Genomic DNA, 11,778 nt, shown 5'->3' on the forward strand with positions numbered 1-11,778 from the left:
GGGGCGCCTTTCGCCTTTTCGGGAGTCCACACCGTGACGCTGCTTCGTGCCGCCAACGTCCAGCTCAGCTTCGGCAGCAGGACTGTCTTCCAGGGCCTCACCTTCACCATCGAAGAGGGCGAGCGCGTGGGCCTGGTGGGCGTCAACGGCTCCGGCAAGTCGTCGCTGATGAAGATTCTCGCCGGCGCCGCCAGGGCGGACACGGGTGAGCTGCAGCTCCGCCGTGGCGCCCGCGTCACCTACCTGCCCCAGGAGCCGGAGTTCCCCGAGGGCGCCACCGTGGCCTCGGAGCTGTCCGTGTCCCAGGGCCCGCTGAAGGAGGCGCTGGCCGCGCACGCCGAGCTGGCGAAGCGGCTGGAGTCCGCCCCCCCGGACGCGCACGACAAGCTGCTGGAGCAGATGGCCGCGCTGAGCGACCGGATTGAACAGATGGGCGGCTGGGACACCGAGCACCACGCCAAGACGCTGCTGGACAGGCTGGGCGTGAAGGACTGGGACCGGCCGGTGGCGCAGCTGTCCGGCGGCCTCCGCAAGCGGGTGGCCATTGCCCGGGCGCTGCTGACGCGGCCGGACCTGCTGCTCCTGGACGAGCCCACCAACCACCTGGACGCGGACACGGTGGACTGGCTGGAGGAGGAGCTGGACAAGCTGCCCGGGGCGCTGCTGCTCGTCACGCACGACCGGTACTTCCTGGACGGGCTGGTGGACCGCATCGTCGAAATCCAGCCCGGCGAGGGCCTGACGTCGTACCCCGGCAACTACCAGGCCTACCTGGAGCAGAAGCTGGTGGCCCAGGAGAACGCGGCGCTGGCGCAGCACAAGCGCGAGCGCTGGATTGCGCAGGAGGTGGCCTGGCTGCGCAGGGGCCCCGAGGCACGCCGCACCAAGAGCAAGGCGCGAATCGACCGGGCGCAGAAGCTGATGGCGGAGAAGGGCTTCCAGCGGCCCAAGGTGGCGGACCTGCGCGTGGCGGCGGCGCCCCGGCTGGGGCACACCGTCATCGAGGCGGAGGGGCTCCAGAAGTCCTTCGGAGACAGGAAGGTACTGGACGGCGTGGACTTCCGGCTCCAGCGCGGCGAGCGCGTGGGCCTGGTGGGGCCCAACGGCGTGGGCAAGACGACCTTCCTGCGCGTGCTGCTGGGCGAGACGCCCCCGGACGGCGGCAAGCTCGTCATCGGGAAGAACACGAAGGTGGCGTACTACGACCAGCAGCGCGCGCAGCTGGACCTGGAGTCCACGGTGTACGACGCGGCCTCACAGGGCGAGGACCAGGTCATCCTGGGCGACCAGAAGGTGGCCCTGCGCGACTACCTGGACGACCTGCTCTTCCCCGTGCCCATGCAGCGCATGAAGGTGAAGGCGCTGTCGGGCGGAGAGCGCAACCGGCTGCTGCTGGCGCGCCTGTTCCTGGAGGGCGCCAACGTGCTGGTGCTGGACGAGCCCACCAACGACCTGGACATCGTCACGCTCAACATCCTGGAGCGGCTGCTGCTGGACTTCGGCGGCAGCACGCTGCTCGTCACGCACGACCGGTACTTCCTGGACAAGGTGGCCACCAGCATCCTCACCTTCGAGGGCAACGGCCGTGTCGTCCGGTACGAGGGCAACTACGCGATGTACCGGCGGCTGAAGGAGCAGGCAGAGGCGCAGGCGGCCGCGGCGGCCCCGGCCGCGAAGCCCGCGCCGAAGAAGGAGGAGCCGCCTGCCGCCCCGAAGGCGGCACGCAAGCCGGGGAAGCTCTCCTACAAGGAGCAGCGCGAGCTGGACGGCATGGAGGCCGCGATTGAAGCGGCCGAGACGAAGAAGGCGGCGCTGGAGGCCCAGCTCGCCGACCCGGCGGTGTACAGCAACGGCCCCAAGGTGGCGGAGGTCAACAAGGAGCTGGAGGCCACCGCCGCGGAGGTGGACCGGCTGTACGCCCGGTGGCAGGAGCTGCAGGACCTGGCGGCGGGCGGCGCGGCGTAGGCGCGGCGGCCCCCCGCCCCGCCCGCGCCTTCAGTCGTACTTGAGGGCGATGATGGGGTCCACGCGCGAGGCGCGCAGCGCCGGCACCCACGTGGCCACCAGGCCCACGCCCAGCAGCAGCAGCGGCGCGGCACAGAAGGCCAGCGGGTCCAGCGCGCTCACCCCGTGCACCATGCCCTCCACCACCCGCGTCAGCCCCCACGCCCCCATCACGCCCAGCGCCACGCCGAGCCCCACCGAGCCCAGGCCCTGGAGCAGCACCAACCGCACCACCTCGCCGCGCGGGGCCCCCAGCGCCAGCCGCACGCCCATCTCCCGCGTGCGCTGGCTCACCAGGTAGGACAGCACGCCGTAGATGCCCACCGCCGCCAGCACCAGGGCGAGCGCCGCCATCAGCCCCAGCAGCACCATGTTGAAGCGGTCCGAGCCCAGCGAGCGCTCCACGTGGTCCTCCAGCTTCAACGTCTCCATCACCGGCTGCTGCGCGTCCACCGCCCACAGCTCGCGCTGCACGGAGCTGACCAGCGACGCGTGCGGGCTGGCGGCGCGCACCAGGAGGTTCTGCGGCAGCATGCGCACCAGCATGGCATTCAGGTTCGGCGACACCTGCCCCAGGCTGACGTAGAGGACCACGGGGGTGTCCTCGGCGAGCCCGTTCTCCCGCACGTCCTTCACCACCCCCACCACCGTGCGCGGCACGTTGTCCCGGATGGCGGGCACCGAGTGGGCCACACGCAGGCGCTGGCCGATGGGGTCCTCGCCCGGCCAGTACTTGCGCGCCGCCGTCTCGTTGATGACCACCACCGGCTCGGCGCCCGCCACGTCCGTCGCCGCGAGCAGCCGGCCTCGCACCAGGCCGATGCCCAGCGCCTGGAAGTAGCCGGCCGACACCGGGCGGAACTGGCCTCCCCCCACGCCGGGCCCGTCCTGCCGGCCCTCGTACCTGCCCTCGATTGCGAACTCCATGCTGGGGCCGAGCCCCATGGGCAGCGCGGACGCGAAGCCCACCGCCTCCACCCCCGGCACCGCCGCCACCCGCTCCACCACCTGGTTCGCGAAGCGCTCCAGGGCGGAGGGGTCCGCGTAGCGCGCCTCCGGCAGCGACAGGCGCAACGCGTGGACATTGCGCGGGTCGAAGCCCGGGGCCGTGTCGTTGAGCGCCGCGAAGCCACGGATGAGCAGCGCCGCGCCCACCAGCAGCACCACCGCCAGCGCCACCTGCCCCACCACCAGCAGCCGCCGCGTGCGCCCCCCACCGGGACCGGAGGTGGCCCGCTGCGCGCCCTCCCGCAGCGCCCCTTGCAGGTCCGGCCGCGACGCCTGCCACGCCGGCAGCAGCCCGAACAGCAGGCCCGTCAGCAGCGACGCGCCCAGGGTGAAGGCCAGCACCGCGCCGCTGACCTCCACCTCCGCGCCGGCCAGCCCCGCCCACGGCATCCCCGGCAGCGTCTCGGGGGCCATGGCCAGCAGCGCCGGCAGCACGGCCGTGGCCAGCGCCAGCCCCAGCCCGCCGCCCGCGAGGGACAGCAGCAGGCTCTCCGTGAGGAGCTGCCGCACCAGCCGCCCCGGCGCCGCCCCCAGGGCCGCGCGCACCACCAGCTCCCGCTGCCGCGCCGCCGCCCTCGCGAGCTGCAGGTTCGCCAGGTTGACGCAGGCGATGAGCAGCACCAGCGCCACCGCGCCCAGCAGCACCCAGAGCGCCAGCCGCAGGTCCCCCGCGAGGAACGCGCGCAGCTCCCGCGCCACGAAGGACTCCTGCGCCTCCATGAGGAGCGGCTTCTCGTCGCGCATGCGGCGGCTCAGCGCCGAGAGGTTCGCCTCCACCGCGCCGGACGTGACGCCCGCCTTCAGGCGCCCTGTCACCAGGAGATAGTTGGAGTTGTCCTCGTTGGCGAGGTCCAGCTGCAGGGGCGACCAGAGCTGCACGTTGTCCGGGTAGCGGAAGCCCGCGGGCGCCACGCCCACCACCGTGTAGGGTTTGTCATTGAGCGTCAGGGATTTGCCGACGACGTCCGGAGCGCCCCCGAAGCGCCGCTGCCAGAAGCCATGGCTGATGACCACCACGGGCGCGCCGCCCGGCACGTCCTCCTCCGGAAGGAAGCCGCGTCCCAGCTCCGGCCGCACGCCGAACGTGTCGAAGAAGCTCCCCGTCACCCGGATGCCGGCCAGCCGCTCCGGAAGCCCCTCCCCCACCAGGTTGAAGCCACTGGGGAGCACCTCGTAGGCCGTCACGTGGGAGAAGACCGGGGCCTGGCCGGACGACAACCACGAATAGTGCGCGACGGCCTGCGAGGGCCCCTCCCCCTTCGGGTCCCTCCGGAGGACCTGCACCAGTTGGTGCGAGTCCGGATAGGGCAGCGGGCGCAGCAGCACCCCATACACGACGCTGAAGATGGCGGTATTCGCCCCGATGGCCAGGGCGAGCGTCAGCACGGAGACGAGCGTGAAGCCCCGGCTCTTGAGCAACAGCCGGACGGCGAAGCGGAGGTCATCGACCAGGACGGACACGGAGCACCCCTTGCGGTGTCCGGCCTACGAACGGCCCCCCACCCCATTGCACGATTCCAAGCCCGCTCCGGCGAAAATGGCTTTTACCGCAAAACGCGGAGAGTCCGAATGCTTCGCACGTCAAGGTCTTCACTCGCATGCGCCGCGATACTTTCCCCGTGTGAGTGAAATCCGGTTGCGCTTGCGCCCCTTGTCCGGCCGTGCGACTGGTTCCCCCTTTTCGGGGCCGCATTCGAGCTGTCATTCATTGAAGGAGTCGCCGTGCTGTTCCGCCCTCCGCGCGCCCTGCTCTCCGCCGTGTCCTCACTGGCCCTGCTCCTCGGCTCCACCGCGGCGGAGGCCCAGGCGCACCGGCTGCCCACTTTCAACCTCCAGCGCCTGAAGCTGGACCCGGCGGCGCTCGGCTCGCTGATGGTCGGCACCGGCCGCACGCTGCCCCAGGGCACGCTGCGCGTGGCGGTGCAGGGCCATTACGAGTCGCTGCCCTTCATCTTCCAGACGCGCTGGGAGCCGGGCGGTTCGACCGGGTTGGTGGAGAACCGCTTCACCATGGACGTGACGGCCGCCTACGGCGTGCTGCCCTGGCTCGAGGTGGCCGCGGAGGTGCCCTACATCGTCCAGCAGGGCGGAGAGCCCCACATGGACGTCCCCCCTCCCACGGGCGCGGGAATGGGGACGCCGTGGCTGGGCCTGCGCACGGCGCTCCTGCGTCAGGACTTCGGCCTCCAGGTGGCGGCGGACGTCAGCGCGGCGCTGCCGGTGGGCAGCCAGGAATTGCTGGCGCGTGACGACTACGCCGTCCATCCCCGCCTGCAGTTCGGCTTCCTCGCCGAGACCTGGCAGGTGGGCGCCGAGGCCGGGGTCCTGCTGCGCAAGAGGCAGGACCTGGGCGCGATTTCGGGCGATGCGAAGGACGTCATCGGCAACGAGCTGCGGCTGGCGGGCACGGTGACGTCCCGGGCCGGCGACTCGACGCGCGGCGAGGTGAGCGCGCTGGTGGGCGTCCCGCTGCAAGGGGGGCGCGTGGGCGCCGAGCTGCTGCTGGCCATCCGCAAGCACGCCCTGTCCTGGCTGGACCTCTACGTCATGGGCGGCCCGGGCGTGGGCGCGGGCATGGACACGCCCACCTTCCGCTTCGTCGGCGGCGCGTCGTTCTCCACCTCCAAGGTGGACTGAGGCGGTACCGGTGGCGCCTCGCGCTCCCCTTCTCGGGGATTGAAGCGAGGCGCCCACCCTTCCCGAGCCTACTTGGGCATCACTCCGAAGGCCTTCGCCATGGCGATGCCGATGCCCAGCAGGCTCTCTCCGGCGATGAAGCCCGAGGACACCGGCAGCACCGTGTCCTCCGCCAGCTTCGGCTTCACGCGGCGCAGCACCTCGGCAATGGCCGCACCGATGAAGAAGGCGATGGAGCTGGAGCCGGGGATGACGATGGCCAGGCCGAAGCCCGCGGCGGACGGCACATAGGCCTTCGCCTTCGCCGGGGCCCACTTCTCCAGCAGCACCAGCATGATGCCGAGCGACGCGCCACACAGCGCGCCCAGACGGGCGGTGGGGTGCAGCGCCGAGACGCCCGTGGCCAGCAGCTTGGACACGCCGGCCCACACCATGGACGCGGGCGCGGGGAACTCCTCGGTGCCCAGCATGTCCGCGCTGGGCACCAGGATGTTGAACACGGGCACCACCACCGCCGCGCCCGCCACCACGCCGAAGAGCTGCGCGATGAACTGCTGGCGCGGGTTGGCGCCCAGGAGCCAGCCGGACTTCAGGTCCGTCAGCAGGTCCGCCGAGTGCAGCCCCACGCCGCCGGTGGCGTTGGCGCTCATCACGTTGGCGGGGATGTTGCCCGGAGCGAGGCCTCCGAAGATGAGCTGCGTGACGGGGCCCAGCGCCTTGGTGGGCGTGGTGTCCGTCTCACCCGTCACCCGGCTGGCGATGACGCCCATGACGACGGCCAGCGGCATGGCCAGCACGCCCGCCCACCACGGAATCTGGAAGAGGTAGGCCATGAGGAAGACGGCCACCGGCCCCAGCACCGCGAAGCCCAGCGGGAACCAGGACGGCGGGCACTCGATGCCGGCCAGCGGGTCCTCCTCCTCCTGCCTCTTGCCCTTGCCCCCGAAGAGGCCGGACAGCGCCTTGAAGGAGCGCGCCACGCTGCGCCACTGGAAGGCGAAGGAGAGGAGGCCCGACGACACCAGCAGCGCCGAGCCCGTCCACACCGTCCAGCTATTGATGGCCCGGTACGTCACCTCGGGGATGACGCCCCGGCTGACCATCTCCGGCGCGAGGAAGCCGTACGTGAGCACCGCTCCCAGCAGCATGGACCAGCCCGTCTTGAAGCTCACCAGCGCACCGGCGCCCACCAACAGCAGGCTGAAGTCGAAGGACAGCGACCACGCCGAGGCCTTCTTGCCCAGAATCGTGAAGGGCAGGCTGGCCTTCTCCGGGATGTTGGTGAGCCAGGTGAAGCGCGCGTCGCGGAATATCACCAACAGCGAGCCGATGAGCCCCGCCGCGCCCAGCAACCGCGACTTGCGGCGCGCCACCTCGCCATGGCCGTGCAGCGCGCGGATGGTCTCCGCGGTGGCCGTGCCGGTGGGGAACGGCAGCGCCTCCACGTTGATGAGCTGGCGCTTGATGGGAATGGCGGCGAAGACGCCCAGCGCGGAGATGACCGCGAACCACACCACCAGCCAGCCCGAGGGAGGAAGGGTGCCGGTGAGCATCAGCAGCGCCGGCACCGCCGCCATGTTGCCACCACCCGTCATGTAGCCGGCGGCCGAGGCCACCGAGCCCATGGCGTTGTTCTCCAGGTCGGTGAAGTCCTGCTTCAGCAGCCGCAGCGAGCGCAGCGTGCCGAACACCGCGAAGGCGAGGATGCAGGCCGTAATCGTGACGCCCAGGCTCCAGCCCGTCTTGAGGATGACGTAGAGGTTGGAGAGGCACATCACCGCGCCGATGAGCATGCCGGAGATGACGGCGCGCGGGGTGAGCTGGCGGACGCCGCCCTGGTAGACGTGCTCGAGCCAGTAGCGCTCCGGGTCCTTCTCCGCGGACGCACCCGTGTCGCCGGGCGGCGTGTCGGACGGGTGGATGCGCGGCTCGCTCGGCGAGGGGGACGGGGACGGGGAGGAATGACTCATTGGGGCGGCAAGGATAGTGCACCGCCCCCGGCTCGTGAAATGCCCGTTCCACCCGGCAGGTGGAGTGTTTCCGCCCCCACCCCCGGAGTGGCCGCGCTGCGTCAGCGCGTGTCAGCCGTGGTGGTGGCCGCCGGGCCCGTGGACATGGCCGTGGGTGAGCTCCTCGTTCGTCGCGGCGCGAACCTCCTTCACGGTGACGTCGAAGTGCAGCGTCTTGCCGGCGAGCGGGTGGTTGAGGTCGACGACGACGGCGTCCTGCTGCACCTCCTGGATGCGCAGGGGGATGTCGCCCTGCTCCGTCCGGGCCATCAGCGTCTGGCCGGGCTGCGGCGTGAAGCCGGGAGGCAGCATGGAGCGCGGCACGGTGCGCACGCCCTCGGGGTCGTGCTCGCCATAGCCCTGGCCCGGCGCCACCACCACCTGCTTGCTCTCACCGGTGGACATCCCCTCCAGGGCGCCCTCCAGGCCCGGAACAATCTGCCGGTGCCCGTGCAGGTAGGCGAGCGGCTGTTCAGGCGCGCTCTGGTCGATGACCTGACCATCACCCAGGTGCAGCCGGTACTCCAGCGAGACGACGGAATCCTTGCCAACCCTCATGGGAGGCTCCTTGAAAGGGTGCTGCGATGGGACTGCTGCTGCGGGAAAGGATGGGCCACGAAATGCCCCGTGTCAGGACGCGGTGGGGTCCACCGCTTCCCCTCCGGCCGAGCGCACGGGCGGCTCCCCGCGCGCCACGTACACCGCGGCGGCCAGGTCCCCCGTGACGTTGAGGGTGGTGCGGCACATGTCGAGGAAGCGGTCCACTCCGAGGATGAGGCCCAGGCCCTCCACCGGAATCTTGAACATGCCCAGAATCATCGCGATGACGGGGATGGAGCCCGCGGGCACGCCGGCGGTGCCGATGCCCGCCAGGATGCAGATGAACATGATGAGCCCCTGGTCCGAGAGGCTGAGCGGCACGCCGTAGACCTGGGCGAGGAAGAGCACGGTGACGCCCTCGAAGAGGGCCGTGCCGTTCTGGTTCATCGCCGAGCCGGCCGTGAGGACGAAGCGGGACACGTTGCGCGGCAGCTTCAGGTTCTCCTCCGCCACCTTGAGGGCCGTGGGCAGCGTGGCGCTGGAGGAGGCCGTGGAGAAGGCCGTCGCCATGACCAGCCGGATGTCGCGGAAGAACTGGACGGGATTGCGGCCGCCCAGGAAGCGCACGGACAACGAGTAGACGATGAACATGTGCACGCCGAGCGCCAGCAGCACCGTGGCCACGTAGGCGGCGAGCTGCGTGAGGATGCCCAGGCCCAGCCGCGCCGTCATGGCGTACAGCAGCGCGGCCACGCCGTAGGGCGCCAGCCGCAGCACGCCGTCGATGAGCTTCATCATCACGTCGTAGAGGCCCTGGATGGCCTCGCGCAGCCGCTGGGCGGGCTCGCCCGGGGTGAGCGCCACGCCCATGCCGAAGATGAGCGAGAAGACGATGAGGCCGATGAAGTCCCCCTCCGCGGCGGCCTTGAGGGGGTTGGTGGGCACCATGGAGACGAGCACCGAGCCGAACGACGTCTCCCCCGGCGCCGGGGCGGCCTTCACCTGGGTGCCTCCCCGGGCCAGGGCGCGGGCCTCGTCGCTGAGGCCCGTACCGGGCTGCATGGCGTTGACGAGCAGCAGGCCGATGAGGACGGAGATGGTGGAGAAGACGACGGTGTAGCCCAGCGTGCGCAGGCCCAGGCGCCCCACCTGCTTCAGGTCCAGCTCCGCCACACCCATGACGAGCGCGGAGAAGAGCATCGGCACCACGAGCATGAGGAGCAGGCGGATGAAGATCTGCCCCACGGGGGCGGCCACGTTGTCCACGGTGAACGGCAGCCAGGGCGCGTGCTGGGCGATGACCTCGGCGGAGAGGGGCGCACCCTCGCCAACCGCGCTCCGGGCAATGGCGGCGGCGACGCCGTTGGCGGTGAGGCCCGCCACCGCGCCGACGGTAATGCCGATGAGCATCTTCTGGTGCGCCTTCATCCGGGGGTCTCCGCGCCCTCCTGGCCGGAGGGGAATGGGCCGCGCAGCCTACCGGCAAAGGAAGGTGGCGCCCACCCTCACTGTGGGACAATGCTGGGTCCCCGATTGGAAACGCTCGTCCAGCTCACCGAAGCCGCCGTGCCCGCTCCCCTCTTCCGCCGTCTGCTGCGGCGCGTGGGTGCCCTGGGCACCGAGCGCCTGCGTCAGACGTACCAGACGACCTTCTGGTACGACTTCGGCCCGCCGGCCAACGTGGTGGAGGAGGTCATCCTCGCGCTGCGGCCCGGAGTCGTCGGGAAGCGGCGCATCGCCGGCGTGGAGTGGTGGCTGTCGCGCATGGACCCCACGGACGTGCGCGTGGACTTCCACCAGGACCGGGACGAGAAGCTCGCGCTGCGCACGGGGAAGCTGGTGCACCCGCGCATCTCCTCCGTGTTGTTCCTCAACCGGGTGCGCGGCGGGGCGCTGGTGGTGACGCGGGAGATGCCGGACCCGGAGAACCCCTCGCTGGCGCCGTCGCGGCTGGACACGGCGGACCTGGTGGCGCCGCGGCCCAACCGGCTGGTGCTGTTCGACGGGACGCTGACGCACGGCGTGCTGGACGCGGAGAACCGCATCCCTGACGGGCGGCTGCCAGGGCGCGCGAGGCAACGGCGCACGCTGGCGATGAACTGGTGGGGGCACCGGCCCACGGACGTTCCGGCGTGGGCGGAGACGCGCTTCTACCGGGCGCTGGCCCGCTGAGCTTCCTCGGCCGCCGTCTCGCGGAGGCGGCGGGTGACGCGCTCGGCCCACTCGGGCTCGATTTCCAGGCAGGCCGGGCGGCGGCCGAGCCGGAGCGCGGCGGAGGGCATGGAGCCGCTGCCGGCGAACGGGTCCAGCACCGTGTCACCGGGACGGCTGTACGTGCGCACGAGCGGCTCGAGGACGGAGAAGGGCTTGTGGTGCGGATGGCGGCCCCAGCGGGAGGCCTCGCCGTCATCGTCATAGCCGCCGACGACGGCCCAGACGGTGGGCAGGTCCCCCGGGGCGAGCGGCGGCGCGGGCGTGCGGGCGATGACGAGGGCGACCTCGTAGACACGGAGCGTCTGCTCGTTGGCGTTCTTGTCGGTGGTGCGCTTGCCCCAGACGTACTCGCCGCGCAGGTGCGGGTAGCCGAGGCCGCGGGCGGCGGAGAGGATGGGCTCCTTGCCGAGCAGGTTGGTCCAGATGACGAGGGGCGCGTCGGGGGTGAGGTGCGCGACGGCGCGGGACAGCCAGGCATCGGAGAAGGCGCGGTAGTCGCGCACCGTCTCGAAGCGGACGATGGGGTTCTGGTCGATTTTCTTGTGGGCCCGAGGGTCCCTGAGGTCGCCCCCCTTCCGGCGCCGGGTGAGGAGGCAGTACGGCGGGTCCGTGTGGAGCAGGGACGCGCGGGTGTCGCCGAGGGCGGCGCGGTAGCCATCCGGCTCGCGCGCGTCGGCGTTGATGCAGCGAAGGGAGTCGGGCGAGGGAAGAGAGGTCATCGGCCGGGGCGGCACCCTACACGGCGGGGCGCGGGGCTCAAGTCGCGGGTGCGGGGGATTCGCGAGTCACGGAGAGGATGTCGCCGACCGGCACCCGGGCGTGCGAGCGGAAGATGGCGAAGTCGTCCCCCCGCTCGGTGACGACGTCGACCACCTGGTCGATGAAGGTATCGCCCGCGCGGAGCTCCACGGCGACAGGGCGGCGCCGGAGGACGGCCTCCTCGAGCACGTCGATGAAGTCGCAGCGGCCCACGTCGTCCTGGCACATCCGGGTCATGGCTTGCCTGCCTCCTCGTACCCGCGCTGGAGGCGGGCGCGGGGGAGTGTAACGGCGGGCGGGCGGCGGGGCGCGGTTGGATGGAGGGCCCCGCGGAGTGGGGCTCGGCTACCGTACGAGGGAGCTCGTGGGAGGGAGGGCCAGATGAGGCTGCGTCCGCGTACCGTGGTGGCCGTGGGGCTGCTGTTCACCGTGGGGTGTGGGGCGGGAAGCCCGGCCCGGCGCGGGTCGACGGGACACTATGCGCAGCAGTCGCTGGACTCGGCGTCCGCTGCGTGCCAGCGGCACCCTGCCTACTGCGCCACCGTGCCCGGGGAGGAAACTGTCGTCCCGCTCCAGGTTCGCGCGGTCCAAGTGGCGGCCGCGGGCA

9 protein-coding genes and 1 pseudogene are annotated in these 11,778 nt (G+C 71.6%); 4 read left to right on the top strand and 6 right to left on the bottom strand.

Annotation, left to right across the window (positions count from 1 at the left end):
* The first annotated feature begins 33 nt into the window (after positions 1–33).
* The gene (locus K8638_RS12130; RefSeq protein ID WP_223754643.1) at positions 34–1,965 is read left to right on the top strand and encodes an ABC-F family ATP-binding cassette domain-containing protein; all 1,932 of its coding nucleotides are present in this window, start codon (positions 34–36) and stop codon (positions 1,963–1,965) included.
* A 30-nt stretch (positions 1,966–1,995) separates the two neighbouring features.
* Here K8638_RS12130 and K8638_RS12135 read toward each other — a convergent pair whose 3' ends face one another.
* Positions 1,996–4,473 (bottom strand): ABC transporter permease, encoded by a 2,478-nt coding sequence (locus K8638_RS12135; RefSeq protein ID WP_223754644.1) that lies wholly within the window; start codon positions 4,471–4,473, stop codon positions 1,996–1,998.
* Positions 4,474–4,734: 261 nt separating this feature from the next.
* Between K8638_RS12135 and K8638_RS12140 the strand changes: the two genes are divergently transcribed.
* Entirely contained in the window at positions 4,735–5,649 is a 915-nt protein-coding gene (locus tag K8638_RS12140; RefSeq protein ID WP_223754645.1) for a flagellar motor protein MotB, read from the top strand.
* A gap of 68 nt (positions 5,650–5,717) precedes the next feature.
* Here the strand turns inward: K8638_RS12140 and K8638_RS12145 are convergent, their stop codons facing one another.
* From K8638_RS12145 to K8638_RS12155, 3 genes are all read right to left on the bottom strand, one after another.
* The gene (locus K8638_RS12145; RefSeq protein ID WP_223754646.1) at positions 5,718–7,619 is read right to left on the bottom strand and encodes an OPT family oligopeptide transporter; all 1,902 of its coding nucleotides are present in this window, start codon (positions 7,617–7,619) and stop codon (positions 5,718–5,720) included.
* 111 nt (positions 7,620–7,730) lie between these two features.
* Positions 7,731–8,216 (bottom strand): peptidylprolyl isomerase, encoded by a 486-nt coding sequence (locus tag K8638_RS12150; protein ID WP_223754647.1) that lies wholly within the window; start codon positions 8,214–8,216, stop codon positions 7,731–7,733.
* A gap of 72 nt (positions 8,217–8,288) precedes the next feature.
* Positions 8,289–9,626, bottom strand: coding sequence for a dicarboxylate/amino acid:cation symporter (locus K8638_RS12155; protein ID WP_223754648.1), 1,338 nt, complete (start codon positions 9,624–9,626; stop codon positions 8,289–8,291).
* 105 nt (positions 9,627–9,731) lie between these two features.
* Here K8638_RS12155 and K8638_RS12160 point away from each other — a divergent pair, with 105 nt between their 5' ends.
* Positions 9,732–10,370, top strand: coding sequence for a 2OG-Fe(II) oxygenase (locus K8638_RS12160; RefSeq protein ID WP_223754649.1), 639 nt, complete (start codon positions 9,732–9,734; stop codon positions 10,368–10,370).
* Here the strand turns inward: K8638_RS12160 and K8638_RS12165 are convergent.
* Together K8638_RS12165 and K8638_RS12170 are read right to left on the bottom strand one after the other, a co-directional pair.
* Positions 10,349–11,131, bottom strand: coding sequence for a DNA methyltransferase (locus tag K8638_RS12165; protein ID WP_223754650.1), 783 nt, complete (start codon positions 11,129–11,131; stop codon positions 10,349–10,351). The genes K8638_RS12160 and K8638_RS12165 overlap by 22 nt on opposite strands.
* A 37-nt stretch (positions 11,132–11,168) precedes the next feature.
* On the bottom strand, positions 11,169–11,408 hold the full coding sequence (locus tag K8638_RS12170; protein WP_223754651.1) for a hypothetical protein: 240 nt from the start codon (positions 11,406–11,408) through the stop codon (positions 11,169–11,171).
* 144 nt (positions 11,409–11,552) lie between these two features.
* On the opposite strand from K8638_RS12170, the pseudogene K8638_RS12175 reads away from it, so the two are divergent.
* A pseudogene (locus tag K8638_RS12175) lies at positions 11,553–11,778 on the top strand (hypothetical protein); the annotation flags it as partial.

The organism is Myxococcus sp. RHSTA-1-4, assembly GCF_020037125.1.
Taxonomy (GTDB): Bacteria; Myxococcota; Myxococcia; order Myxococcales; family Myxococcaceae; genus Myxococcus.

Bases quoted from the DNA above. Each gene is read 5' to 3' on its own strand.
- K8638_RS12145 (WP_223754646.1), bottom strand. From the start codon at position 7,619: ATGAGTCATTCCTCCCCGTCCCCGTCCCCCTCGCCGAGCGAGCCGCGC.
- K8638_RS12150 (WP_223754647.1), bottom strand. From the start codon at position 8,216: ATGAGGGTTGGCAAGGATTCCGTCGTCTCGCTGGAGTACCGGCTGCAC.
- K8638_RS12155 (WP_223754648.1), bottom strand. From the start codon at position 9,626: ATGAAGGCGCACCAGAAGATGCTCATCGGCATTACCGTCGGCGCGGTG.
- K8638_RS12165 (WP_223754650.1), bottom strand. From the start codon at position 11,131: ATGACCTCTCTTCCCTCGCCCGACTCCCTTCGCTGCATCAACGCCGAC.
- K8638_RS12170 (WP_223754651.1), bottom strand. From the start codon at position 11,408: ATGACCCGGATGTGCCAGGACGACGTGGGCCGCTGCGACTTCATCGAC.